Source organism: Stenotrophomonas sp. YJH_SMC_94-11 (assembly GCF_059370435.1).
Genome location: NZ_JCAFTR010000005.1, coordinates 193,066 through 218,803, shown reverse-complemented (window position 1 = coordinate 218,803; position 25,738 = coordinate 193,066). Strand labels below are relative to the sequence as shown.

20 protein-coding genes and 1 pseudogene are annotated in these 25,738 nt (G+C 63.8%); 11 read left to right on the top strand and 10 right to left on the bottom strand.

Going from position 1 to position 25,738, the window contains the following annotated elements:
* Nucleotides 1-35 precede the first annotated feature (35 nt).
* The 5 genes and pseudogenes from AC5P74_RS11390 to AC5P74_RS11370 all read left to right on the top strand — a co-directional run.
* Nucleotides 36-1,094, top strand: coding sequence for a PIN domain-containing protein (locus tag AC5P74_RS11390; protein WP_495204925.1), 1,059 nt, complete (start codon nucleotides 36-38; stop codon nucleotides 1,092-1,094).
* A 343-nt stretch (nucleotides 1,095-1,437) separates the two neighbouring features.
* On the top strand, nucleotides 1,438-2,355 hold the full coding sequence (locus AC5P74_RS11385; protein WP_495204924.1) for a hypothetical protein: 918 nt from the start codon (nucleotides 1,438-1,440) through the stop codon (nucleotides 2,353-2,355).
* A gap of 620 nt (nucleotides 2,356-2,975) precedes the next feature.
* On the top strand, nucleotides 2,976-6,530 hold the full coding sequence (locus AC5P74_RS11380; protein WP_495204923.1) for a hypothetical protein: 3,555 nt from the start codon (nucleotides 2,976-2,978) through the stop codon (nucleotides 6,528-6,530).
* A gap of 293 nt (nucleotides 6,531-6,823) precedes the next feature.
* The gene (locus AC5P74_RS11375; protein WP_495204939.1) at nucleotides 6,824-7,357 is read left to right on the top strand and encodes a cyclin-dependent kinase inhibitor 3 family protein; all 534 of its coding nucleotides are present in this window, start codon (nucleotides 6,824-6,826) and stop codon (nucleotides 7,355-7,357) included.
* Nucleotides 7,358-7,477: 120 nt separating this feature from the next.
* Nucleotides 7,478-8,332: pseudogene (locus AC5P74_RS11370) on the top strand (PA0069 family radical SAM protein); the annotation flags it as partial.
* A 55-nt stretch (nucleotides 8,333-8,387) separates the two neighbouring features.
* On the opposite strand, the gene AC5P74_RS11365 reads toward AC5P74_RS11370, so the two are convergent.
* The 3 genes from AC5P74_RS11365 to AC5P74_RS11355 all read right to left on the bottom strand — a co-directional run bounded on the left by AC5P74_RS11365 (nucleotide 8,388) and on the right by AC5P74_RS11355 (nucleotide 11,768).
* Entirely contained in the window at nucleotides 8,388-9,095 is a 708-nt protein-coding gene (locus AC5P74_RS11365; protein ID WP_346607551.1) for a 2OG-Fe(II) oxygenase, read from the bottom strand.
* A gap of 108 nt (nucleotides 9,096-9,203) precedes the next feature.
* On the bottom strand, nucleotides 9,204-10,220 hold the full coding sequence (locus AC5P74_RS11360) for a class 1 fructose-bisphosphatase (protein ID WP_005421178.1): 1,017 nt from the start codon (nucleotides 10,218-10,220) through the stop codon (nucleotides 9,204-9,206).
* A 345-nt stretch (nucleotides 10,221-10,565) separates the two neighbouring features.
* The gene (locus tag AC5P74_RS11355) at nucleotides 10,566-11,768 is read right to left on the bottom strand and encodes an amino acid aminotransferase (protein ID WP_053496721.1); all 1,203 of its coding nucleotides are present in this window, start codon (nucleotides 11,766-11,768) and stop codon (nucleotides 10,566-10,568) included.
* A gap of 171 nt (nucleotides 11,769-11,939) precedes the next feature.
* Between AC5P74_RS11355 and AC5P74_RS11350 the strand changes: the two genes are divergently transcribed.
* Complete coding sequence (locus tag AC5P74_RS11350; RefSeq protein WP_070488830.1) at nucleotides 11,940-14,033, top strand: TonB-dependent receptor family protein; 2,094 nt, start codon at nucleotides 11,940-11,942, stop codon at nucleotides 14,031-14,033.
* Nucleotides 14,034-14,186: 153 nt separating this feature from the next.
* Here AC5P74_RS11350 and AC5P74_RS11345 read toward each other — a convergent pair whose 3' ends face one another.
* Nucleotides 14,187-14,531 (bottom strand): hypothetical protein, encoded by a 345-nt coding sequence (locus tag AC5P74_RS11345; protein ID WP_053496719.1) that lies wholly within the window; start codon nucleotides 14,529-14,531, stop codon nucleotides 14,187-14,189.
* A 146-nt stretch (nucleotides 14,532-14,677) separates the two neighbouring features.
* Here AC5P74_RS11345 and AC5P74_RS11340 point away from each other — a divergent pair, with 146 nt between their 5' ends.
* The 3 genes from AC5P74_RS11340 to ligD all read left to right on the top strand — a co-directional run bounded on the left by AC5P74_RS11340 (nucleotide 14,678) and on the right by ligD (nucleotide 18,650).
* A complete protein-coding gene (locus AC5P74_RS11340) occupies nucleotides 14,678-15,076 on the top strand; it encodes a hypothetical protein (protein ID WP_049413394.1) in 399 nt (132 codons plus the stop codon).
* 163 nt (nucleotides 15,077-15,239) lie between these two features.
* Entirely contained in the window at nucleotides 15,240-16,160 is a 921-nt protein-coding gene (ku, locus tag AC5P74_RS11335) for a non-homologous end joining protein Ku (RefSeq protein ID WP_346607550.1), read from the top strand.
* 3 nt (nucleotides 16,161-16,163) lie between these two features.
* Nucleotides 16,164-18,650 carry a DNA ligase D gene (gene ligD / locus AC5P74_RS11330; protein ID WP_346607549.1) on the top strand — a complete coding sequence of 829 codons (2,487 nt, stop codon included), beginning with the start codon at nucleotides 16,164-16,166 and terminating at the stop codon, nucleotides 18,648-18,650.
* Between the two features lie 71 nt (nucleotides 18,651-18,721).
* Here the strand turns inward: ligD and AC5P74_RS11325 are convergent, their stop codons facing one another.
* From AC5P74_RS11325 to AC5P74_RS11310, 4 genes are all read right to left on the bottom strand, one after another.
* Nucleotides 18,722-19,114: a hypothetical protein gene (locus tag AC5P74_RS11325; protein WP_053496760.1), complete on the bottom strand. Its 393-nt coding sequence runs from the start codon at nucleotides 19,112-19,114 to the stop codon at nucleotides 18,722-18,724.
* A gap of 166 nt (nucleotides 19,115-19,280) precedes the next feature.
* A complete protein-coding gene (gene adhP, locus AC5P74_RS11320; RefSeq protein WP_053496716.1) occupies nucleotides 19,281-20,309 on the bottom strand; it encodes an alcohol dehydrogenase AdhP in 1,029 nt (342 codons plus the stop codon).
* Between the two features lie 96 nt (nucleotides 20,310-20,405).
* Nucleotides 20,406-21,044, bottom strand: a complete 639-nt coding sequence (gene eda / locus AC5P74_RS11315; RefSeq protein WP_065186797.1) for a bifunctional 4-hydroxy-2-oxoglutarate aldolase/2-dehydro-3-deoxy-phosphogluconate aldolase — start codon at nucleotides 21,042-21,044, stop codon at nucleotides 20,406-20,408.
* Nucleotides 21,045-21,155: 111 nt separating this feature from the next.
* A complete protein-coding gene (locus tag AC5P74_RS11310; RefSeq protein ID WP_053496714.1) occupies nucleotides 21,156-21,746 on the bottom strand; it encodes a cysteine dioxygenase family protein in 591 nt (196 codons plus the stop codon).
* A gap of 239 nt (nucleotides 21,747-21,985) precedes the next feature.
* Between AC5P74_RS11310 and AC5P74_RS11305 the strand changes: the two genes are divergently transcribed.
* Entirely contained in the window at nucleotides 21,986-23,041 is a 1,056-nt protein-coding gene (locus tag AC5P74_RS11305) for a LacI family DNA-binding transcriptional regulator (protein ID WP_346608134.1), read from the top strand.
* A 105-nt stretch (nucleotides 23,042-23,146) separates the two neighbouring features.
* Here the strand turns inward: AC5P74_RS11305 and phhA are convergent, their stop codons facing one another.
* Entirely contained in the window at nucleotides 23,147-24,040 is an 894-nt protein-coding gene (gene phhA / locus AC5P74_RS11300) for a phenylalanine 4-monooxygenase (protein ID WP_053496712.1), read from the bottom strand.
* A gap of 125 nt (nucleotides 24,041-24,165) precedes the next feature.
* Here phhA and AC5P74_RS11295 point away from each other — a divergent pair, with 125 nt between their 5' ends.
* Nucleotides 24,166-24,651, top strand: a complete 486-nt coding sequence (locus AC5P74_RS11295; protein ID WP_005411782.1) for an Lrp/AsnC family transcriptional regulator — start codon at nucleotides 24,166-24,168, stop codon at nucleotides 24,649-24,651.
* A 39-nt stretch (nucleotides 24,652-24,690) separates the two neighbouring features.
* On the opposite strand, the gene AC5P74_RS11290 is transcribed toward AC5P74_RS11295, so the two are convergent.
* On the bottom strand, nucleotides 24,691-25,683 hold the full coding sequence (locus AC5P74_RS11290; RefSeq protein ID WP_053496711.1) for a patatin-like phospholipase family protein: 993 nt from the start codon (nucleotides 25,681-25,683) through the stop codon (nucleotides 24,691-24,693).
* Nucleotides 25,684-25,738 lie beyond the last annotated feature (55 nt).

Genomic DNA, 25,738 nt, shown 5'->3' with positions numbered 1-25,738 from the left:
TCGCCTGAATGTCTTTCTAGTACGCGGAGTCTTGTATGCACGGGCACGCCCAAGGCGTTTTCGTTGATGCGAATATTTGGATCAGCTGGGGGCCGGGCTTCACAAGAGCCGAAGCTTCAACCCTTGAGAAGCTGGTGCAGGACGGGCTTGTTAAGGTCATTACCACTGATCTAACAATAATGGAGATCGCGAAGCGATTTCGGAACAGTGACGTGGAGAGATTAGATGCGTTGACAAAGCCAGACCTCCGACATGCTGCGCAGCAGTTGCTATCCATTGAGCTGCCGCAGGTTGACATAGATGTGATTCGGTCGCAGTTCTTTGAGCGCCACCTCAGTGAGGTAAAGCAGCAGATGGCTGAGCGAATGGCTGTAAAGGTTCACAGCATCGATAGCGTCAAGCCAAGCGATATTCTTACCAGCTATACCCACGGAACCGGCCTTTTTGGGGCATCAGGGAAGAAGGATCAGTTCCCGGACGCTTTCATCTTTGCGGCGATCAGTTCGGATGTCAGCGAGCAGGCACCGCTGATTGTATGGTCTCAGGATGGTGACTTCGCCCAGGCGTGTGATCGAGACCATCACATCACGCGTGTGAGGTCCATGTCTCAGCTCCTGGACGCCTTGGCTATCGCTCCTGAAGGTCAGCAGAAGATTGAGATGCTCGAGCAGCGCACTGACCTCTTCCTAGGGGCCCTGCAGGATGCGCTGCTTGGCTATTCTATCCAAGCGGATGATGAGGATGAGGCGGATCTGGACGTGACCCAGGTGCTTGAGGTCGACAAGGTTTCCATCTCATCGCTGTACCGCATCGGCGGTGAAACCGGTCAGTTCATTGGCTTCGGACGTTGCGAACCTAAGGTCAGTGTGAGTTTCACGGCACCAGATTGGGATTCAGCGATATGGGACAGTGAGGAGAAGTACTACATTCCCATCCATAGCGTGGAGGGGGAGAAGGAGGTTGAATTGGATGGCTTTGCATTCAGCTTCTTGGCGGAGATCAATGGAGATGAAGTGGTCGTAATAGACGCGCTTGAGCTAAAGGAGCCCTGGCGGCTTTCCACTCGCCTGCATGCCGACGAAGGATACCGATGATCGATGTGTCACTGTCGTCTCATGCTGGCTCAGGAGCCGGCTTCATCGCGCTAGATGGCTGACCGACCAGATAGGGTGAGCGATGTATATCCGCCGTGTTGAGCCGCGTTTGTTGAAGTAGCTTTGCAGTGCTTCAGAAGCGGGTGATGTCGCGGAGATTCTCTAGGTTGTAAGTTCGATCATGCAAGAGAATCGGGAGGGGGGGCGGCTCCATCGGTCGCGGCACCGATTCTCGCAAGTTGAGGGTCACATGTCTGCGTAGGGGATTCGCTGATGGCATCAGTGTGGGCCAATTACGATACTGGCACGCTTTACGAGTGCAATTGCAAAGAGATCTTCAATCATGACCAATGCAGTAGTGTGGCTTGAGTCGGGAACCTCCAAGGTGTGGGCTGTAGCGGATTCGCTGATCACTGTTTCGGGAGGCGATTCGGCCAGGCGTGTCACCGATCAGGCGATGAAGATCATGAAGTTGTCGGTTGGGGCTTGGGGCCGGACAAGATTTTCGATCGCCGACGGGCCAATGCTGAGCTACGAAGTGTGCATGGTTTACGCAGGCGCGGTGACGCCAGCGGTCATGACGCATGCTTGTGCCTCAATTATGCTCAGGAACCTGCGGCCTCAGTCAGAGCCTGATGACCCCGTCTATATGCCGGCATTTCATCGCGTAGCCGAGCTTATTAGACTGGTCTCGGACAAGTACATTCGGGATGCCGCCGACGCTTATGGGTCCAACCGTTTGCCATACTGTGAGTTCGTTATCTTCGCCTTTCCACCAAGCCAGGATGAGGATCTGCCGCCAATGCGCTCGTCGCAGACGGGGTGGGCTGAGGCTCTGCGGCAGAGACCTAAGAGGGAGCTGGGCAGCGGTCGGGTAGACTGCTACTGGATCGGCCCAGACTTCAGAAGCGGCGATTTCTGTCAGGTGGCAGAGCGAATTGATCTGCTCGGCGGCCAGTACGCTGTCATCGGTGATGATTCCGACTCATTGAGAAATGACATCGAAAACCTCCGTGCATCCGGTAGCGGTGGCTTGAGAGATGAGCCCCGCGTTGCACTTGCGCGACGCATCCGCGACCGAAGTCACGATACGGTTGGCGGCTCGCTTCAGTTCGGACTCATGGATCGTGGGCGAGTGGATCTTCTCGGGGCCATGCAGGACGCGCAAGGAAAGCCTGTGAGTGACTGGCTCGGCTTCGATTTCAAGAATGAGATAGACCAGGTATTGGGAATGCCAGTTGTAATTCCTTCAGTTCCTTAGTGCTCCACGACCGCCGATCTAAGAGCCTACTTGAATCGTCTAGGTGCTCCGATTTGGCGGATAATCTGACAGCGGTTAGATACACTGGCAACTCCAACAATTCCGGCCAATCAGAGATGTCAGCGGATCGACCCACAGGAATGGTCACCCTCACCCCTCAGCAGGTTCGCCAGGCCCGCGCATTGTTAGCGTGGTCTCGAAAGGATATGGCCAATGCAGTTGGTTTACACACCTCTGTTATCGCCCATATTGAGACTGGGGAGGCGCCGGTTGCTCCTGAGCATGATGGCGTCATTCGCACTTGCTTGGGAGAACGCGGGATCCAGTTTTCGCAGAGCGGAGAGGTTAGCTATCCAGACCTTCCTGCATTTCCGCACTCGTCTCGCCACACTACTCCGGTGCGCTGGGTAACCTCCGACGATCTCGCTTCATGGGGTTCGCAACCTGACGGGCCCGTGAACCTGCCGACGCTAGTAAGCAATCTGATACGTGCGACGCATGGCACGGCCGCACACATACATTTCCCGGCAGATGGCGGAGTTCGACATCCTGGGTGGGACGGGCAGAGTTGCGTTGACATTGGCAGCCACTACGTGCCATCCGGCGTAGCTGGATGGGAGTTGAGCACACAGCGTGACGGGGTTGCAGCCAAGATTCGCGGTGACTACCAGAAGCGCACGGTCGACCCTCTTTCATTGGTGCCTTGCTCGGCAACCTTTGTCGCCGTAACGTTGCAGCACTGGCCGGGAAAAGAGGAATGGGCACGAGAGCAGGTTAAGAGCGGTCCGTGGAGCGATGTCCGCGTCTATGATGCCGATGATCTGGTGCACTGGATCGAGATTACGCCTGCGGTCGGACTGTGGTTGGCAACCTACCTCGGAAAGCGTCCAGAAGGTACAACCGAGTTGGAGGCGGCATGGGAGGAGTGGTCGCTATCCACAGAATGGCCGATCACCAAAGAGCTCGTGCTTTGGGATCGAGACGAAACTGCGGCTCAAGTGCTGAGGTGGCTAAGAGGTGAAGCATCCGTTTTGTCGCTGCAGTCAACCTCATCTGAGGAGGTCGTAGCGTTCATTTGGGCGACATTGAGCGAGTTACCTGAAGAGTCAGCGCTTAGCTATCGTGCGCGCTGCCTTGTAGTGAATGAGGTGGCTGCGCGAGCCCTTAAGGGCGCTGCTGCGCCACTCATTCTTATCCTGACCGACCCAAATCCTGGATTGGCAGCGGCGCTGGCGAAGAACGGGCACTTCGTTGCGCAAGCCTACGACCAAACAGCCGAAAAGAACGACGGCGTACTCATACTGGAGCGCCCATCAAGAGAAGGTATCGCAGCAGCACTGATTCTGGCTGGGGTCCCTGAAGATCAAGCCAGATCGCTCGCACGCGATAGCGCACGAAACTTGACTGTCCTGAGGCGGCGAATGCCGGCTGCGGCGGGACGGAACCCGCCTCAGTGGGCCGAGGCTTCAGCTCCGCGAGCGCTGCTCGCGGCGCTGCTCGCAGGGGGCTGGGATGAGGATCACCAAGCTGACAGGGACTGTCTGGCTGCGCTGGCAGGATCCTCCTACGAACAGTTCGTGGAAGGAGTACGCCCCTACTTCAGTAGCTTCGACAGTCCACTTCAGAAGATTGGCACGTCTTGGCGAGTGGCATCGCCATCCGACGCATGGCATTTGCTTGCCGGTTCCTTGACTAGTGCGCTGATCGATCAGCTCGGCGAATCCGCGATTGCTGTTCTTGGTGAGCTCGATCCCCGCTTCAACATGGATCCAAGCGAGAGGTGGCTGGCACGAGTGAAGGGTGTAGGGTCTCAATTCTCCCCTATGCTACGCCGTGGTATCGGCCGAACGCTGATCCTGTTAGCACTGTACTGCGACCGTGTCGTACTCGTTCCAGATGCGCGATCGCGCACCGATACCATTGTCTCTCAGTTGTTGGATTGCGCTGATGAGCATCGTTGGTGGTCTCTGGCGCGCGACTTCCGCCTCTTGGCGGAGGCATCCCCAACTTCTCTCCTCTCTGCGATTGAGGATAGCTTAAATGACGTGTCTCAAGCTATCACTGTCCTTTTTGATGATAGTGAGACGGGAGCTTTTGGCGGGGAGTATCTCTCCGATCTGATGTGGGCGCTTGAGATGCTTGCTTGGTGGCCGGCGCACATGCCGCGAGTCACGCGTATCCTTTCAGCGCTCGCGGCACTGGACGTGAAGCCGCGGCGATATCAGAACGGGCCGGCAAATAGCCTGCGGGAGATCCACGCTCTGTGGAATCCTCAGACATACGCCACACTTGACCAGCGACTTCTGGCATTGGACCACATTCGCAAGCGATTTCCAGAATCCTCTTGGAACCTCATGCTAGGTATCCTTCCAAGCGCACATGACAGCCTTACGCCATCACCAAAGCCGCTCTGGCGTGACTTCTCCGTTACTCAGGTCGAAGTTGTATCGTTGGAGCTTCTGCGTCGAGGCGCTGTCAGCGTAAGCGACCGTCTGGTGGCAGATCTTGGCGAGGATCCCGAGCGATTCGACTCGCTTCTTGGCAGGATAAAAGATCTCAAGCCCGACCCTTCTCAGTTCTTGGGCGCACTGGAGAAAGCTCAGCTTAACCTGATTGATGAGCGCGCTCGCAGTACGATCTGGAGTAGGCTGCGCGAGGTCCTTCATCACCACAGAGCATTCCCTGATGCTCCGTGGCGATTGCCCGAGCCGATACTGGATCGACTTGCGCAGTCATATGAGCAGTTTACGCCCTCCGATTTACTTAACAGAGTTCGGTGGCTCTTCCAGGCCGGCGCGGCCCTACCCAACCCGTCGACTGAGGGATGGAAAGCCGAGGAGAAGCAGCTCGGCGCGGCCCAAGCTAGCGCCGCCCTAGCAGTGTTTGAAAGCAGCGGGATTGAAGGGGTCTTTAATCTTGCGCAGGTCGCAGAGATTCCGTCTACGGTGGCCTTTGCAGTTTACCAAGCAGGGATTCCAGAAGCGCAGATCGATGCCCTTCTAGAGCTAGCCATACGTGCGAAGGATGAACGATCCAAGGATCTTGCCATCTCTCTGGTAAGGCGCTCATTCCATGATCGGAGGGAACTGTGGGCGGATAGTCTTATCGCTAAGATCAGTTCTGAGAAGTGGGGTATCCAGTGTTTGCTGACAGTATTGATTGGTTTGCCGACGTCTAGCTGGACGTGGGGCAGGTTGGTTGCGCTCGGTGAAGAGATCGATCAGCTGTACTGGCGCAGCGTCCCGATACTCTGGATCGACGGTGACTTGGCTGACATTGAATACGCAATCCAACGATTGATGGACTCAGGGCGAGCTCGAGTGGCACTGTCGCTTGTGCGAGAGCGTCCGGAGTCGAAGGTTCGGATTGGTCTCGTGATCGCTGTTCTCAATGAGATCGCCAATCAATCGTCCGCGAGCGTTGGAGAAGGTGACTATGGGATGTTCCAGTATCACGTGTCCGAGGCTTTCAAGCGGCTCGATAGAGAGGTTGTAGACCAAGGAATGGTTGCGGCATTGGAATGGCGCTTTCTTAGTGTTCTGGAGCATTCCTCCCGGCCACCAGTCGCGCTTCTTCGCGAGCTCTCGGTTAGCCCCGACTTGTTCATCCAGTTGATCTGCGCGGTCTTCCAAGACGATTCGCAGGGTCTCGCCTCAGAGGAAGGAGCTCAGGAAGAAGGCGCGCGTGCGCGGGCACGGCAGGCCTACCGCCTTCTGGAAATATGGAACCGTGTCCCTGGAGCTTCGGACGACGGCACGCTGGATCTGGATTCGCTAGAGGGATGGCTCAGGGACGCACGGGGGCAGGCAGAAGCCATGAATAGGTTGGCATTCGCAGATAGCAAAATTGGTCAAGTGCTCGCCGCATCCCCAGTTGGCAATGATGGCCTCTGGCCGCATGAGGCCGTTCGTGAAGTTCTCGACAATCTCCGGAGTAAGGAGATGATTGAAGGATTTACTGTTGGGGTCTATAACGGCAGAGGTGTCACGACGCGCCAGACCAGGGACGGAGGTGAGCAGGAGAGAGCACTAGCTAAGCAGTATCGCAGTTGGTCTGATGCGATAAGTGCAGAGTATCCCTATACATCTAGGGCGCTTGATCAGCTGGCGAAGGGCTATGAGGAACAGGCTCGTCACCACGATGAGGACGCAGCGTCCATGGATTGGAGTGATTAGCGGGATCAAACATGGCTGTCGCTCGTCTGTCAGGATGCCATGCTTGGGTATGGAAGGCTCTTGCTCTTGCGATTGATGTCCGCTCCTGGCCGGCAGCGGACATTGCTGAGCGAAGGAAATTGGCCTGCGAAGATGAACAGAATTCAGGAAGGCAGTCGACGCCAGAGGCCCATCACCGTTGGAAAAGGACGCAGCGTTCGCTTCTCGCCCAAAGGGGCCATTGATTTCGGAGAGCGCAGGTGAGCAGGACAAGTAACTCCCATCCACTGCAGATTGCGACCCTGCCTATCGGGATGAATGGCGGTGCGATCGGCGTGACCTTTGCACCGGGAAAGCATCAGGACGCCGCAATGACGGGGTCTTGGGCCCGAGACTTGGATATCGATCTAGCGTCCCTAGTTGCGTGGGGAGCACAGCATCTAATCACGTTGATTGAGCCGTGGGAGTTCGAGGAGCTACGAATTATCTCCTTGGCAGAACGTGCCAAAGCGCATGGTTTGATGTGGCACGGCCTACCGATTAAGGATGGTGCGGCTCCTGATGCACGGCTTCTTCTGCCATGGCAATCCATAGGACCACAGCTCGCAGCCGAGCTCTTGTCCGGAAGCAGGATTGTGGTGCACTGCAAAGGAGGCCTAGGGCGGGCGGGCACCGTGGCGTCGATGCTTCTCATTGACACGGGCTGCGCTTCAGACGGCATCGATGCGATCGCTAAGGTGCGCTCGGTGCGGCCTGGTGCAGTGGAGACTGCGGAGCAGGAAGAATTCATCCTGAACTGGTCTGCTCGCGGAGCCTCAAGTCTGGGGGTAGCCGCAATGCCCCGCTAACCTACCCTTTACCGCCCTGGGCTGGAATACAAGAGGGCGGAACTCCGCGGGTAGTCTGTAGGGAGGCCGACATAGGGGACGCAGTGCTGAACACTTTTCCTCGAACACATATAGTGTTGGTGTTCCTACTGCTTCGCGCGTCCTTCCCATGCCTATCTGAACCTGTCACCTGGTCTGGACTTCGAGACCAAGCTGTTCGCCAAGACCAATGCGCCTCAGCTGCTGCGCAAGGAACTGTCGAAACCCGGTTACGTGCCGCAGCCGATCGCGCTGGGCATCAACACCGATGCGTATCAGCCGATCGAGCGCAAGTTCAAGCTGACCCGCCAGCTGATCGAAGTGATGCTGGAAACCAGGCATCCGTTCTCGCTGATCACCAAGAACGCACTGGTCGAGCGCGACATTGATCTGCTCGCGCCGCTGGCGGCGGAGAACCTGGTCAGTGTGCATTTCTCGGTGACCTCGCTGGACCCGCATCTCTCCGCGAAGCTGGAACCGCGCGCATCAGCACCCCATGCACGATTGCGCGCGATGAAGCGCCTGCATGACGCGGGTATCCCGGTGGGCGTGATGGTGGCACCGGTGATTCCGTGGATCAACGACAGCGAACTTGAAGCGGTGCTGGAGGCTGCGCACGATGCAGGCGCCAGTACCGCAGGCTACGTGCTGCTGCGCCTGCCGCTGGAAGTGGCGCCACTGTTCCGCGACTGGCTCGATACCCATCATCCCGATCGCGCCGCGCACGTGATGAGTACCATCCAGCAGCTGCGTGGTGGCAAGGACTACGACAGCCAGTTCGGCACCCGCATGCGCGGCCAGGGCGTGTATGCCGATCTGTTGAACAACCGCTTCAAGCTGGCGCGCAAGCGGTTGGGATTCAATGCGCAGAACAGCCATTGGCCGAAGCTGGACTGCAGCCGGTTCCAGAAGCCGTTGCCGCCGAAGAAGGATTCGCCGCAAGGGTCGTTGTTCTGAGGCCATCAGTCGAGCATGGCTCGACTGTACATCGAGGCCGACGAGCAGTTCGGCGTCACCCCCCAAACAACTTCTGCGCACTCTGGAACAGGATCCAGCTGGTGGCGATGAACTTGTCGCCACCCTGTGGCCGATTGCCGCGATGGGTGTGGGTGAACGCCGTCGGCGCAATCAGCAAACTGCCGGTGCGCGGCGCGATCTTCCGCCCCTGGAACAGGAACTCGGTTTCGCCCTCGTCGAAGTCGTCATTGAGGTACAGCGTCCACAGAACATGCCGGTGCAGGGTCTCGGCCTGCGCATCCTTCGGGTACAGCTCGCAGTGCCAGTACGGGTAGCCACCCTCGCCCGCGGCGTACCACTGCAGGTTGATCGCACCCGGACGAAGGCAGGTGCGGGCCAGGTCGGCCAGCTGCTGTTGCGGCATGTCGGGAAAGTCCTCGGCAGACAGGCGTCGCGGTTGGCCATTGCTGTCCTGGATCTGCAACATCAGCGGCGCGATCAATGCCTGTGGATAACGGCGTAGATAAGTCAGCAGGCCGTTGAACACCGCGATCTGCAGCTGCTGGTCGACGTCCTGCCAGCCGTCCAGGCCACTGATGCGCAGATCCTTGCTGTGCTTGAGTTCGGGGAACACGCCACTGCCCACCGCACCGGGCAGCAGGCCACGCGTGGCACGCATGCGCTCGACGATGGCCGCGCAGACCTCACTGGGGACGGCGTTGTGGATGACTTCGATGAAATCGACCTGGCCCTGCTCGTGCATGCGTGCATTCCTTCGGCGGCAACGGCTTGATGGTGCCGTTTGCCGCCCGCGGTGTCACCCTGCGGTCATGTCATCGAACTGCCATGACCGCCGTCAGGCGTCGAGCCGTCAGCCCTGCGCTTCGTCGTGCGCGTGGTGGTAACGCACCGCTTCGGCCACTTCCTCGCGCGAACCCAGGAACACCGGCACGCGCTGGTGCAGCTGGTCGGGCTGGATGTCGAGGATGCGCTCGCGGCCGGTCCAGGCGGCGCCGCCGGCCTGTTCGACCAGCAGGCCCATCGGATTGGCTTCGTACATCAGGCGCAGCTTGCCGGCCTTGGACGGATCCTTCTTGTCCCACGGGTAGATGAAGATGCCGCCGCGGGTCAGGATGCGATGCACGTCGGCCACCATGCTGGCGATCCAGCGCATGTTGAAGTTCTTGCCGCGCGCGCCTTCCTTGCCAGCCAGCAGATCACTGACGTAGGCCTGCATCGGCGCTTCCCAGTGACGCTGGTTGGACATGTTGATGGCGAATTCCTGGGTGGCCGCCGGAATCTGCATGTTCTCGGTGGTCAGCACGAACTCGCCCTTCTCGCGGTCCAGGGTGAAGGCGTGGGTGCCATGGCCGACGGTCAGCACCAGCTGGGTGCTGGGCCCGTAGATGCAGTAGCCAGCGGCGATCTGCTTGCTGCCCGGCTGCAGGAAGGCGTCATCGCCCGGCAGCTCGACGTTGGTCGGGCAACGCAGCACGGAGAAGATGGTGCCGACGGAGACGTTGACATCGATGTTGGAGCTGCCGTCGAGGGGATCGAACAGCAGCAGGAAATCACCGCGCGGGTAGATGTCCGGCACCGGCTGGCTGTGGTCCATTTCCTCCGAGGCGCAGGCGGCAAGGTGGCCACCCCAGGCATTGGCTTCGAGCAGGATCTCGTTGCTGATCACGTCCAGCTTCTTCTGTGCTTCACCCTGCACGTTGCCGGTACCGGCGTCGCCGAGCACGCCACCGAGGGCGCCCTTGCTGACGGCGATGGAGATACTGGTGCAGGCGCGGGCGACCACGGCGATCAGCTGGCGCAGGTCGGCATTGATGCGGCCGGCGTGCTGTTCCTGGATCAGGAAGCGGGTCAACGAAGTACGGGACATGGTCGGGCAGGTCTCGGCAGCGGGAAAACGCTTATTGTCGCCCGTCTGGCGGGGGCGTGCGTGAGCGCGGGAAGGCGTAATCGTTTCCAGATGCGTTGCGCTCGTGGCGCCTTCCTTCATGGAGGCACAGGGCGAGGTACACCGTGGCCAGGACACGCCGTAAACCCATCCATGGGGGCTCGGTCGGCGCATCCATGCGCCTCACGGTCCTGGCCACGGTGTACCTCGCCCTGCGCTTCAGGGTTCGCCGCGAGCGCGGAGGGTGTGGCAAAGGCAGAGGCAAAGCAGAAGCAAAAACAAAGGCGCCTTTCGGCGCCTTTGTTGTCAAACCACTGGTGCGTTGCTTCAGCCCTTGGCGACGGTGGCCACGGCCTTGGCGACGTATTCCAGGTTGTTCTGGTTCAGCGCGGCCACGCAGATGCGGCCGGTGCCGACGGCGTAGATGCCGAACTCGTCGCGCAGGCGTTCGACCTGCTCACGGCTCAGGCCCGAGTAGGAGAACATGCCGGCCTGTTCGTTGATGAAGCCGAACTGCGGCGCACCGGCAGCGGCCAGCTTTTCGACCAGGCCCTGGCGCAGGGCGTGGATGCGCTCGCGCATCTCGGTCAGCTCCTGCTCCCACATCGCGCGCAGTTCCGGGTTGGTCAGCACGCCGGCCACCAACGCGGCACCGTGGGTGGACGGGCTGGAGTAGATGGTGCGGATCACGCGCTTGACCTGCGACTGCACGGCCTTGGCGTCAGCAGCGGTCGGCGCCACCATCGACAACGCACCCACGCGCTCGCCATACAGCGAGAACGACTTGGAGTACGAGTTGGCGACGATGAAGCTGTCGATGCCGGCTTCGGCGATGATGCGCACGGCGGCGCCATCCTGCTCGATGCCCTTGTCGAAGCCCTGGTAGGCCATGTCGATGAAGGGGAACAGCTGCTTGTCCTTCAGCAGCTGCGCGACCTGCTTCCACTGGCTGACCGTGAGGTCGGCACCGGTGGGGTTGTGGCAGCAGGCGTGCAGCAGCACTACGGTGCCGGCTTCCAGCTTGCCGAGGTCGGCCAGCATGCCGTTGAAGTCGACGCCATGGCTGGCCGGGTCGAAATAGGTGTAATCCAGCACCTCGAAACCGGCCGCGCTGAACACCGCACGGTGGTTCTCCCAGCTCGGGTTGCTCAGCGCCACGGTGGCGTGCGGCAGCAGCTTCTTCAGCACGTCGGCGCCGACGCGCAGCGCACCGCTGCCACCGACGGTCTGTGCGGTGGTGACGCGGCCGGCGGCCAGCAGCGGCGAGTCCTTGCCGAACACCAGCTCTCGCGTGGCCTGCGTGTATGCCGGCAGGCCATCGATCGGCAGGTAGCCGCGCGGTTTGGCGTCAGCGGCAAGCTGCTGCTCGATCTGCTTGACGGCGCGCAGCAGCGGGATGCGGCCGCTCTCGTCGTAGTAGATGCCCACACCCAGGTTGACCTTGGTCGGGCGGCTGTCGGCGTTGTACGCCTCGGTCAGGCCCAGGATCGGGTCGCCTGGGACCAGTTCCACGTTTGCAAAGAAGGACACGGCGGTACTCGTTCGGTAGACGGAAAGGGGGAGGAAGTGCGCTACGCGGTCTGCGGCCTTGCAGCCGGAAACAGCCCATCGTAACAAAGCCTGCCGGGGCTGGCCGCCGCCGTCGTCATCCGTAGCCCCGTACCATGGCGTGCGTTGCCGCCTGATCCATCAACCTGAATCATGAATCCCGCCGCACGTCGCCATTGCCTGCCGTTGTCCATCCTGCTGCTGTCGCCCTGGGCGGCCGTGGCCGGGCCCGCACCGACCGCCCTGCCCAGCGTGCAGGTGCAGGCAGCGCGGGTGCCGGGCATCGACCCGTTCGCGTTGCCGGCCAGCCTGGACACGGTCTGGATCGACGCCGGCCGCGCCGGCGCCGGCGCACAGCTGTCCGAGGCGCTGGCCGGGGTCCCGGGCCTGGTCGCCCGTGACCGCCAGAACTTCGCGCAGGACACCCAGCTGTCGATCCGTGGCTTTGGTGCGCGCTCGACCTTCGGTGTGCGTGGGGTGCGGGTGTTGATCGACGGGGTGCCGGCGACCATGCCCGACGGACAGGGCCAGCTGTCGCATGCCAGCCTGCTCGGTGCCGAACGGATCGACGTGCTGCGCGGGCCGTTCTCGGCGCTGTACGGCAATTCCTCCGGCGGCGTGCTGCAGGTCTGGAGCGCACAGGGCCAGGCCGGCGACCCGTGGCGGCTGCGCGTCAACGCGGGTGCCGACAACACGCTCAGCGTCGGCGCGCAACTGAAGGGTGCCGGCCGTGTTCTGGATTACAACATCGCCGCCAATCACTTCCGCACCGATGGCTGGCGCGACCACAGCCGTGCCCGCCGCGAATCGCTCGCTGCGCGTATCGGTGGCGATCTCGGCGGGGGGCGGCTGGAGCTGCTGCTCAATGCCTTCGATGCCCCCGATGCGCAGGACCCGCTGGGCCTGAGCCGTACCCAGGTGGCGGCCGATCCGCGCCAGGCCACCGCCGTGGCGCACCAGTACAACACTCGTAAATCGGTGCGCCAGCAGCAGGCTGGCCTGCGCTGGACCCGTGAAACCGGGGCGCAGCGTTGGCAGCTGATGGGCTATGTCGGCCAGCGCGCGGTACGCCAGTACCTGCCGATCCCGCCGGCAGCTCAGACCAACAGCCCGTTGCATGCCGGCGGGGTGATCGACCTGGAGGGCGGCTATGGCGGGCTGGACGCGCGCTGGGGCTGGCACGGCGACCTCGCCGGCCGACCGCTGGATCTGGTGGCCGGGCTCAGCGCCGACCGCCAGCGCCAGCATCGCACCGGCTACGAGAACTTCATCGGCAGCGCTCTCGGCGTGCGTGGGCGGCTGCGCAGAGACCAGATCGACACCGTGCAGAACGTCGATCAGTTCGCCCAGGCGTGGTGGCAGTGGAGTCCACGCTGGTCATTGCTGGCTGGCGTGCGTCACAGCGCCGTGCGCTTCGAATCCGACGATCACTACATCACCGCCCGCAACCCGGACGACAGCGGCCACCGCCGCTACCGGGCCACCACGCCGGTGGCCGGAATCAGCTTCGCGGCCAGCCCGCAGTGGCGACTGCACGCGGCGGTGGGCCGTGGCTTCGAGACGCCCACCTTCAACGAGCTGGGGTATCGCGCCGACGGGCAGGCGGGACTGGCGCTGGATCTGGCGGCGGCGCGCAGCCGCAGCCTGGAGGTGGGCAGCAAATGGCATGCACAGGCCGGAACCCAGTTCGATATCAGCCTGTTCCGCGCAGATACCGACGATGAGTTGGCAGTTGCCAGCAACATCGGCGGACGCAGCACCTATCGCAACATCGGCCGCACCCGCCGCCAGGGCGTGGAACTGCGCTACCGGCAGCCGTTGGCAGAACAGTTGGAACTGCAGGTGGCCTGGACCTGGCTGCAGGCGCAGGTGCGTGCGCCGTACCTGACCTCGAACACCTGGGTTTCCGCCGGCAGCCGCTTGCCCGGCGTACCGCGCCAGCAGGCATTTGCCCGGCTGCAGTGGACCCCGGCCGACTGGCAGTGGGCGCTGGAGGCCGCCGCCAGCACCGATACCCTGGTCAACGACGTGGCCACGGAGCGGGCGCCGGGCTACGCGTTGCTGAACCTGGAGGCCGGTCGTTTCTGGACACTGCCAGGTGGCGAGCTGCGCGCCTTCGCCCGGCTGGAGAACGTGCTGGACCAGGCCTACATCGGCTCGGTGATCGTCAACGACGGCAACGGGCGCTTCTACGAACCGGGACCCGGGCGCCGGGCCAGCGTGGGCCTGCAATGGTCCTGGCGTTGACTGGGTAGTGCCGGCCGCTGGCCGGCATCCCGCCGTGCAGGACGTCAGAAGGCTGCCGGCCAGCGGCCGGCACTACCCGTAAATCGGAGCCCTGGCCGGCATCGCGCCGTACAGGGCGTCAGGGGGTTGCCGGCCAGGGGCCGGCACTACCCGTCAGTCGGGCGCCTTGGCCGGTACGAACGGCGAGGTCGGGTCGCTGGCCGGGAAGGTCTCCTCCAGCGCCTCGTCCTGGTTGTCGCTGGCGCGCTGCTTGCGTTCGCGACGCTTGAGCGGGCTTTCCTGGCCGCCGCGATGGCGGTCGCCGCCATCCTTGCGGTCCTGGGCGGCCTGTTCAGCCTCGTGCTTCACCGGCAGATGGTCGCCACCGTGCTCGGCGTCGTAGAAAGGTGCGCCGGTGCCGCGGTAGTCGGCATTGTCGGCATCGCGCTTGCCGCGCTGTTCACCGGGAATGGGCGGGTGGTTTTCCCGCAACGGGTCTCGGGAATTCTCTCGGCTCATGGTCTGGCTACCTGCGCTCGGGGGTCCCACTACACCGCGCCACAGGTAAAGCCGCCGCGAACCCGGCGTCATGAACATCTCGCTCACCCCCCGGTAACGGCACCGCGCGTATTCCTGCCCACCCGCCCCCGCTGCAGGAGCCGGCCATGCCCCGTCTTGAACGACCCGCACCGTCCGTGTTCAACGCCCTGCTCGATCCGCTCGGCCAGCGCACCGCACAACGCCGCACGCGCCGCCATGAAGATCCGCAGGCGGTGGCGCAGGACTACCTGCAGTACATGCTCAGCGACTATGAAGAGCGTCGCGGGCAGAACCACCGCAACTGGCGCGATCTATGCCCGGTCTATGCCTTCGCATTGACCACCCACGCTGCGGACTGGCCGCGCGGTGACGCCGCGGATACCTGTGAGGAACTGGCCGAACACTGGGAACAGATGCGCGGGCAGTCGCGGTTGAGCTGGTCGCAGGCACGGCCGGTGGTGGAAGACGCCTGGCGCGCGCTGGATCATATTCCTGCGGTGGCGGTGAGGCCGCTGCTGCAGTAGTGCCGGCCGCTGGCCGGCAACCTCAGGAAACTTCAGGCCGCGAGCTCTGCCGGCCCGCAGCCGGCACTACCGTTCTCCGTAGAACCCACGTGCACGGTATCGACACGGGTGGTTTACACCGCCCATCCGATGCTGGATGCCCTGCCCCGCCAAAGGTACGCCCATGGCCCGCCCGATCTGGACCGGCACGCTGTCGTTTGGCCTGCTCAACGTGCCGGTGTCGCTGATGTCAGGCGAACGCAAGGTCGATCTGCAGTTCCGCATGCTCGACTCCCGCGACCGCAAGCCGATCCGCTTCGAGCGGGTCAACGCCGATACCGGCGAGGAAGTGCCATGGAAGGACATCGTCAAAGCCTATGAGTACGACAAGGGCAGCTATGTCGTGCTGGAGGAAGGCGATATCCGGTCTGCGGCACCGGAAAGCCACGAAGCGGTGGAGGTGGAATCGTTCGTGGATGCCGCGCAGATCGACCCGCGCTACTACGAGAAACCCTACCTGCTGGTGCCCGGCAAGAAGGCCGAAAAGGGCTACGTGCTGCTGCGCGAGACATTGCGCAGTACCGGCAAGGTGGGCATCGCCCGGGTGGTGGTGCGTACCCGCGAATACCTGTGCGCGGTGATGCCGCATGCGGACGCGCTGGTGCTGATGATCCTGCGCTATCCGCAGGAACTGGTGGATCCCGAAGATTACAAGCTGCCCACCGGAAAGCTCGCCGATTACCGCATCAGCCGCAAGGAAACGGCGATGGCCGAGCAGTTGATCGAGTCGATGTCCGGTGATTGGGATCCGTCGCAGTACCACGACGAATTCCGCGAGCGCCTGCAGCAGGTGCTGAACAAGCGCATCAAGTCCAAGGGCGGTACCACCCGGGTGGAGGATGAGCCTGTATCGCGCGAGGATTCCACCACCAACGTGGTCGATTTCATGGCGCTGCTGCAGAAGAGCCTCGACGCGAACAAGCGTACGCCGGCGAAGAAGATGGCAACGCGGAAAGCAGCCACCAAGCCGACGGTAAAGAAGGCCGCAAAGAAGGCAACGAAGAAGGCCGCAAAGAAAACCGCTGCACGGCGCAAGGCAGGTTGAGCCATGTCGTTGCACCAGTACCGGCGAAAGCGCCGACTTGGCGGTGGCTTCGGGCAGACACCGGAACCTGACGACACGCCCGCACACGGCAACCCGAAGCGGCGGCCGATCTTTGTCATACAGCTGCACCATGCCACTTCGCGGCACTATGACTTCCGCCTTGAGATGGACGGTGTGCTGAAAAGCTGGGCGGTGCCGAAGGGTCCTTCGCTTCGCGTTGGTGACAAGCGGCTGGCCGTGGAAGTGGAAGACCATCCGCTGTCCTACGCCGGTTTCGAAGGAGATATTCCCGAAGGCCACTACGGCGCTGGCCACGTGGAGGTCTTCGATCACGGCACATGGGCCTGCGAAGGCGATCCACTGCAGGCACTGGCAGCGGGAAAGATCGACTTCGTGCTGCATGGGCAACGCCTGGCTGGCGCCTGGAAGCTGGTGCGCACAGCGATGAAGGGACGCCAGGTACAGTGGTTGTTGATCAAACGCGACGACGAGGAAGCGCGTGATGCCGAAGCAGATGATCTGCTCCAATCCCCCATGCCGAAACGCACATCCGCAGTGAGCAAGCGCACGGTGGGCAAGTCAACGCGCGCCGCACCGGCTGCACGATCGGCGACCCGCAAGGCCGATGCGCGTTGGCATGCGCGAGCGCTGAGCCTGGACGGCGCGCGTGACACGCCCTACCCGCGTGCTTTCAAGCCACAGTTGACCGATCATCGCGACAGTGCACCGGACGGCGAGCGCTGGTTGCATGAGATCAAGTGGGATGGCTATCGCCTGCTGGCCGATCTGCACGAAGGCAAGGTGACGCTGCGCTCCCGCAACGGCCTGGATTGGACCGGTGATTTCCCCGAGGTGGTACAGGCCGTGCAGGCACTGCCGGTGCGGGATGCGCGCCTGGACGGTGAGCTGGTGGTGCTGGACCGGGATGGACGCAGCGACTTCGCCGCGCTGCAGCGCGTGATCGACGGGAGTTCGAAGCAACCGTTGCGCTACATCGTTTTCGATCTGCCGGGTGTGGCCGGCGTGGACATCAGTCGTTCACCGCTGCTGGAGCGCAAGGCGCTGCTGAAGGATCTCATCGGTCCCACGCCCGGAACCCTGGCCTTCAGCGAGCACGTGATCGACCATGGCCCGCAGGTATTCGATGCCAGCGGCAAGGCGGGATTCGAAGGCATCGTCAGCAAGCAGGTGGATGCGCCCTACGTGAACACCCGTGCACGCAGCTGGGTGAAGGTGAAGCACGAAGACACCGACGAGTTCGCGATTGTCGGCTACACGGCACCGAAGGGCTCCCGGGTGGGGTTCGGCTCGCTGCTGCTGGCGACGCCGGACAAGGGCGGCTTGCGCTATGTGGGCCGCGTTGGCACCGGCTTCGACGACGAAAGCCTGCGCGCGCTGCACAAGGCGCTGCAGCCGTTGGCGGTGAAGACGCCTGTGCTGCAGCTGCCGGCGCACGTGCCGTTCCGCGCCGCCAGCGTGCGCTGGGTGAAGCCGGTGACGGTGGCGGAGGTGGCATTCCGTGGCTGGGGCAAGGAAGGCCTGCTGCGCCAGGCCAGTTTCAAGCGGCTGCGCAGCGACAAGCAGAAGGAGGACCTGGGAGTGGCCGTCTCGAGTGCTGAAGCCGGGGGCGAGGTCCAGATCACCCATCCAGAGCGGGTGGTGTTCCCAAGGCAGAAGCTCAGCAAGGGCGACGTGGCGGACTACTACCAGCGCGTGGCGCGCTGGATCCTGCCCGAAATTGCCGGGCGGCCCTTGTCACTGCTGCGCTGCCCGGATGGCGTGGGCAAGGCCTGCTTCTTCCAGAAGCACCATGGCCCCGGCCTGGGCGATGCCGTGCACGCGGTGCCCCTTCAGCAGAAGAGCGGCCGCGAGGACTACGTCTACATCGACGATGTGCGGGGCCTGCTGCAACTGGTGCAGATGAACACCCTGGAGCTGCATCCGTGGGGCGCGACCGTGACCGATCCCGAGCACCCGGATCGCTTGGTGTTCGATCTCGATCCCGGTGATGGGGTGGGTTGGGCAGAGGTGAAAGCTGCTGCGCGTGATGTCCGTGACCGCCTGCAGGAAGTCGGCCTGAAGAGTTTCGTGCGGCTGTCCGGTGGCAAGGGCGTGCACGTGGTGGTGCCGCTGCGGCCCAAGGCCGACTGGGAACAGGCCAAGGCGTTCTGTGAGGCGTTCGCCCGGGCGATGGCGGAGCGGGCGCCCGACCGCTACGTGGCGACAATGAGCAAGGCCAAGCGTGGCGGCGTCATTTTCATCGACTGGCTGCGCAATACGCGGGGTGCCACCAGTGTGTGCTCGTGGTCGTTGCGTGCGCGCGATTCCGCCGGTGTGGCAGTACCGCTGCGCTGGGATGAACTGGCTCGTATCAGTGCCGCCGACGCATTTCCCATGGGCAAGGCGCTGGCGCGCGCGAAGCGGCTGAAGGCGGACCCGTGGCACGACATCGCGCGGCTGAAGCAGACGTTGCCGTCGCTGGAGCGGTAGTGCCGGCCGCTGGCCGGCACCTGAAGGATGGCGGAGGTTGCCGGCCAGCGGCCGGCACTACCTGTATACGCTCAGCGCGGATCGCGCGAGGGACGACGGCCGAACCACCAGCCGGCCAGCAGTTGCAACGGCAGCGACGCCAGCAGTGAAATGACGAACCAGAACGGGAAATCCGCACCCGCCGTCCACATGGCGTAGCCACAGCCCAGCGCGACCAGCGACCAGATCGAGAAGCCGTGCGATCGCGGCCAGCAGGGCGCGTAATAGGTGGCAAAGGAAACCCCGGCGATGCCACCGAGCACGCTGAAGGTGAGATCCCAGCCCAGCTGCACGCTGTTGTTGTCCGGCGACAGGCCCAGCAACGGTGGCAGCCAGCTGGCGACGCTGCTGACCAGCGCAAGCGACAGCACACCGCCGATCAGGGCAACGAGGGACAGCAACAGGGTCTTGAGCACGCCAGGCATGCGCGCATTGTACGGCTGCGGCGGAGAACCCGGCATGCCGGCCAGCGACCGGCACTACCGAACCGCCTGGGGTTTGCCGGCCAGCGGCCGGCACTACCGATGGATCGGCATGGCCGCCGCGTCCGTGGGAGAGGGGGACGGAGCGACGGCGGCCATGCACAGGCGGTCAGGCAGCGAAGTCGAGCACCACGCGGCCTTCGATGGTGCCCGCATGCATGCGCGCGAACACGTCGTTGATGTTTTCCAGGCGGTCGGTGCTGACCGTGGCCGCGACCTTGCCCTCGGCGGCGAACTGCAGCGATTCCTGCAGGTCCAGGCGGGTACCGACGATCGAGCCGCGCACGGTGATGCCGTTGAGCACCATGCCGAAGATGTCCAGCGGGAAGTTGCCGGGCGGCAGGCCATTGAGCGAGACAGTGCCGCCACGGCGCACCATGCCCAGCGCCTGCTCGAACGCCTTCGGTGACACTGCGGTGACCAGTGCACCGTGGGCGCCGCCGATTTCCTTCCTGAGGAACGCGGCCGGGTCGGTGGTGCGCGCGTTGACGGTGACCTGCGCGCCCAGCTGGCGGGCCAGTGCCAGCTTGGTGTCGTCCACGTCCACCGCGGCCACGTTCAGGCCCATCGCGCGGGCGTACTGCACGGCCATGTGGCCCAGGCCACCGATGCCGGAAATCGCCACCCAGTCACCGGGCTTGGTGTCGGTGACCTTCAGTCCCTTGTAGACGGTCACGCCGGCGCACAGCACCGGCGCGATCTCGACGAAGCCCACCTCCTTCGGAAGCAGGCCGACATAGTTGGCATCGGCCAGTGCGTACTCGGCGAAGCCGCCGTTGACCGAGTAGCCGGTATTGCGCTGCGTCTCGCACAGCGTTTCCCAGCCACCCAGGCAGTGTTCGCAATGACCACACGCCGAGTACAACCAGGGGATGCCGACCCTGTCGCCTTCCTTGACGTGCCCTACCCCGCCTCCCACGGCCACGACGTGCCCCACGCCCTCGTGGCCGGGGATGAACGGCGGGTTCGGTTTCACCGGCCAGTCGCCCTCGGCGGCGTGCAGGTCGGTGTGGCAGACGCCACAAGCCTCGATCTTGACCAGTACCTCGCCCGCCCCCGGGCGCGGTACCGAGACTTCCTCGATCACCAGTGGCTTGCCGAACTCACGCACGACAGCGGCCTTCATGGTGGAATTCATGTTCGGATCTCCGTAGTGCGCTTGCCCACAGAATGACGCCGGCGCGAGGCCGGCGCTTTGATCACGATCAAACCTTTGAAGATCCGCGAAGCAGGTTCAGCTGGCCAGCACCGAGGCCTCGCGGGCCAGGCGCTCGATGGCGTCCCAGTCGCGGGTCTGCAGCAGCGCCGGGGTGGTCAGCCACGAACCGCCCACGCACAGCACGTTGGGCAGGTGCAGGAACTGCGGCGCGGTCTGCGCGCTGATGCCGCCGGTCGGGCAGAAGCGCACATCGGCGAACGGGCCGTGCCAGGCGGCCAGCAGCGCGGCGCCGCCGGCCTGCACGGCCGGGAAGAACTTGAAGGTGTCCGCGCCGTGCTCCAGGCCCTGGATCAGGTCCGAAGCGGTGGCAGCACCGGGCAGGTACGGCAGATCGGCATCACGCGCGGCCGCATACAGTGCCGGCGTGGCACCGGGGGAAACGGCAAAACGCGCACCGGCCTGCTTCGCCGCCTGCATCTGCGCGGCGTTGAGTACGGTGCCGGCACCGATCACCGCGTCCGGCACGGCCTCGACCATGGCCTTGATCGCATCCAGCGCCTGCGGCGTGCGCAGGGTCACCTCGATCACCGGCAGCCCACCACGGAACAGTGCCTGGGCTACTTCGACCGCTTCATTCACATCTTCGGGGGTGTACACCGGGATCACCGGTGCCAGCTTCAACAGCGCGCGCAGGCGCGGATCAGCGCTGGACATCGTCTTGCTCCTTGCCCGCCAGGGCATCGCGGATGCTGCCGGTACCGGCAGCGCAGCGGCGCATGATGCCATGCGGACCGCGATGGTGCCCTGCTCCGCACCGCGCCGGATTCAGGCCGGGTCGGCCTGCAGCGCCTGGATGCGGCGCTGGTACCAGTCGCCACCGAGCGGATCGAACACCGCCGAGCGCTCCATCTGCGCCTCGTACACGTGTACCGAGATCGCCAGGGCCTCATCGCTGGCATTGCGCAGGGTGTGGTACTCATGCGGGGGGATCAGGCTGCCGGCACTGCCGCAGCCCCCGCGCAGCGCGGCGTGGCGGCGGAAGCGCCAGCGCTCGCCGGCGCACTCCAGCAGCTCGTAACGGGTGATCTCCAGCTCGCCCAACCACACGCCCTCCACACACCACATGGCATCGTGGTCGTGCAGCGGCGTGCCCTGCCCTGGGCCCCAGCTCATGGCAATCACGCTGTAGCCGTGTTCGCGGCTGTGGTACAGCGGACGTCGCGCGTAATGATCACTGACCGGCCGATGCACGCATTCGGGCAACTCGATGCGGCTGTCGGTTATGGCTTCCTGCAGCGCCAGCTGCAGGTCGGCCGTGATGCGCTCGGGATCACCGGAGCTCATCGCCGCGTCGACTGCGGCGATCAACCGGTCGCGGCCGCGGAACGGCGGAAACGGAGAAGTCTGCAGGTCCATGCCTCGAATGTAGCGGAGCATGGTTAAGGGAATGTTGGCGTTCGCGCGCGTCGCGTCCACATCCAGGGTGAATACGCGCGGAAGAACGGTTCAGATGCAGAAGCAGTAGAGCGATCACAATGGAACCTTGCGCAGCAGAGCCTGTCGAACACGACACGATTCAGATCCGCTGCGACATTCCGCAACTTCGCGCCCGACGGGCGCAAGGCTAGAATTTTCCGACTTACCTGGTTCTATACATGTCAGTGCGAACTATTAGCGATGCCGCGTTGCCGGTATCGAAGGGCAAGGCTGCCACGATCAACGACATCGCACGACTGTCGGGAGTTTCCAAGAAAACGGTTTCAAGAATCATCAACAACTCGCCGCTGGTGCGCAAGGACACCCGCGACAAGGTCGAGGCGTTGATGCGCGAGGTCGGTTACGTGCCCGATCCTCTCGCGCGCGGGCTGGCATTCCGCCGCTCCTTCCTGATCGGCCTGGTGTATGACGACCCGGGGGCCCAATGCATTGTCGACCTGCAGCACGGCGCGCTGGACGCGCTGCGCGGCACTGGCTATGAGCTGGTGGTGCACCCCTGCGACAGCCAGGATCCGGAATGCCCGCAGGGCGTGCGCCGTTTCGTGCAGCAGCAGAAGCTGCACGGCGTGATCCTGGGGCCGCGTGCGTCCGAATCGGCTGCGCTGGCGCAGATGCTCGATGACATCGACTGCCGCTACGTGCGCATCAACGCGCATGCCTCGGAGGATGAGAACCATGCCGTGGTCACCCATGACCGCGATGGTGCTGCCGCTGCGGCGGGCTACCTGCTTTCGCTTGGCCACCGCGACATCGCGGTGATCACCGGACCGGGTGACCGGCGTGCCGCGCGCGAACGGACGTATGGTTTCCTTGATCGGCTGGCGCAGGTCGGCCTGACCCTGCCCGGCGAGCGCGTGCTGGAAGCGGGCGACACCTTCGAGTCCGGCGTGCATGCCGCCGAACGGCTGCTGATGGGCGAGCAACGCCCCAGTGCGATTTTCGCCGGCAACGACGAAATCGCCGCAGGCGTGTACCAGGTGGCATTGCGTGCAGGCATCGCGGTGCCGCAGCAGCTGTCGATCGTCAGCTACGACGACAGCCCGTTGGCATCGCGGCTGTGGCCGCCGCTGACGTCGGTGCGTCGCCACGTCTCCGATATCGGCCGCACCGCCGCCGCCATGCTTGTCCAGGCCGACGTTCCCGACGCGCCGACCGCGGCCAGCGTGCATCCGCAGTTGATGGTGCGCGGGTCCTGCCGGGCCGTGGACGCCTGAGTGCCCTGCCCTCGCCTGCGTCGCTGCAGTGGCGCAGGCAGGCAACAACGAAAACGGCGCACCCATGTGCGCCGTTTTCAGTGCAAAGCCGTGCGCGTTGTGTGCTTACACGTCGCCGCCGTCGGCCCAGCCTTCGCCGGTGCCCTTCTGGAACACGCGGTCGTCGCCCTGCACTTCACCGGCCGGCAGATGCGCCTGGTTGGCCAGTGCCGCGTAGATCGGGGTGAAGTCCGGCGAGGTCGCCTGCATGAGCTGTTCGAAGCTGTCGATGACGAAGTAGGTCTTCTGGAAGGTATCGATGCGGTACTTCGTGCGCATGATCCGCTGCAGGTCGAAGCCGATGCGGTTGGGCGCGGCCGATTCCAGCGAGTACAGCGACTCGCCCTTCGACGACACGATGCCGGCACCGTAGATGCGCAGGCCCTCGGGCGTATCGATCAGGCCGAACTCCACCGTGTACCAGTACAGGCGGGTCAGGTTCTGCAGCGCATCCGGGCCGATCGCGTGGGCTTTGACGCCGCCACGGCCGTATGCCTCCATGTAGTCGGCGAACACCGGGTTCATCAGCAGCGGTACGTGGCCGAACAGATCGTGGAACAGGTCCGGCTCGGCGATGTAGTCGATCTGGTCCGGGCGACGGATCCACCAGGTCACCGGGAAACGGCGGTTGGCCAGATGGTCGAAGAAATCCAGTTCCGGCAACAAGCCTTCAACGCCGACCAGGGTCCAGCCGGTGGCGGCGCCGAGCACTTCGTTGAGCTGGTCGAAGCGCGGAATCATGTGTGCGCTCATGCCCATCTCGTCCTGCGCATCCAGGAACTCCTGGCAGGCACGGCCGACCAGCAGCTCGCGCTGGCGCTGGTAAAGCGTGCTCCAGGTCGCGTGGTCGTCGGCGCTGTAAGTGTCCCATGGCTGCTCGACGAGCGCGGTGGTATACACCGGCACGTAGCCCTTGTCGGTCTGCTGGTGTTCGACGCGGCGGGGCTGGGCGAGGTCCATGCGGCACTCCTGGATGGGATACCCATGATGCTAGGGCAGGGGACGCGCAACAGGGTTGCAAAAGTTGCGCCGATTGGCCTTGTTGGCGCAATATCCTTGCGTACTCACCATGTTGCGGGGCAACAATGGCCGGAGAAGTCCAGTTCGATCGCACGGATATACGCCTGCTGGCCGAAATCCAGCGGGATGGGCGCGCCACCAACGCCGAGCTGGCGGCGCGGGTGAATCTCTCTCCTTCGGCCTGCCTGCGGCGGTTGCAGCGGCTGGAAAGCGAGGGCGTGATCGTCGGCTATGGCGCGCGGCTGGAGCCACGGCAGCTGCGGCTGGGCCTGCAGGCCTTCGTGCGCGTGCAGCTGGAAAAGCACGACCAGGCCGCCATCGGCCACTTCGTGGACAGCGTGCAGGCGTGGGACGAGGTGGTGGCCTGCCACGCGCTGACGGGTGACATGGACTACCTGCTGCACGTCTACGTGCGCGACCTGGAGCACTTCTCGCGCTTCCTGCTGGACCGGCTGCTCAATGCCGGTGGCGTGGCCGATGCCAATTCCAGCTTCGTGCTGCGCACGGTGAAGGGCTTCCAGGCGTTGCCGCTGTCGCAGCTGGAGTCCTGAGCAACCACCGGGCGGGCCCGGTGGCCTGGCTTCAATGGATCAGCACTTGTCCTTGCGGCCCATCAGCTTGCCCAGGCGCGAGGCTTCCTCGCACTTCGGCGCGGCCACCGGTGCCGGTGCGGCTGCTGCGGCGCGCGCGCGCTGCAGCTGCTGGATCCTGGCGCGGATCTGCGGCATCGCTGCCATCGCAGCCTTTTCGCCTTCCAGGATCGCGGTGCCACGCTGGCTGAAATCGGCGGCACCGATGTCCAGTACCTTCGGGCGGATGACGATGTCGGCGCGCGCCAGTTCCTGCTCGCCCAGGCGCTGGCCCATGATCGAGATGGACTGGTTGACGATGCCCAGCATGTCGGTCGGCGCCTTGCCGCTGGCCTTGCTGGAGATGTCCACGGCGATCACGAAGTCGGCGCCGAGCTGGCGTGCGGCATCCACCGGCACCGGGCTGACCACGCCACCATCGATGTAGTTGCGGCCGCCGATCTTCACCGGCTCGAACACACCGGGAATGCTGCTCGACGCGCGCACTGCCTGGCCGACGTTGCCGCGCACGAAGATTGCGCGCTCGCCGGTTTCGAGCTGGGTGGCGACGGCGGCGAACGGCTTCTTCAGGCGCTCGGCGGGACGGTTGGCGACCTGCTCGTTGACGTAGTCCTGCAGCTTCTGGCCCTGCACCAGGCCACCGGAGAACAGGCGCACATCGCGGATGCTGGCTTCGTCCAGCGCGACGGCCTTGCTCTGCATCTGGAAGGCATCCATGCCGCTGGCATACAGGGCGCCGACCACGCTGCCGGCGCTGGTGCCGGCGACCACGGCCGGCTCGAAGCCGTTGGCCTCCAGCATCTTGATCACGCCGATATGGGCAAAGCCTTTGGCCGCGCCGCCGCCCAGGGCGATGCCGATCTTCACCGGCTTGGCCTGCGGGACCACGGTCGGCGCAGGCGGTGGCGTGGGGCGGACCGGATCGCCACCGCAGCCGGCCAGCAGGCCGATCAGGGCGACGGACAGCAGCATGCGGGGGCGGAACAGGCTCATCGGCAGTGCGCGCGCGGCGCCGGATTCAGGAAAGGGCGCCAGCATACCGAAGCCG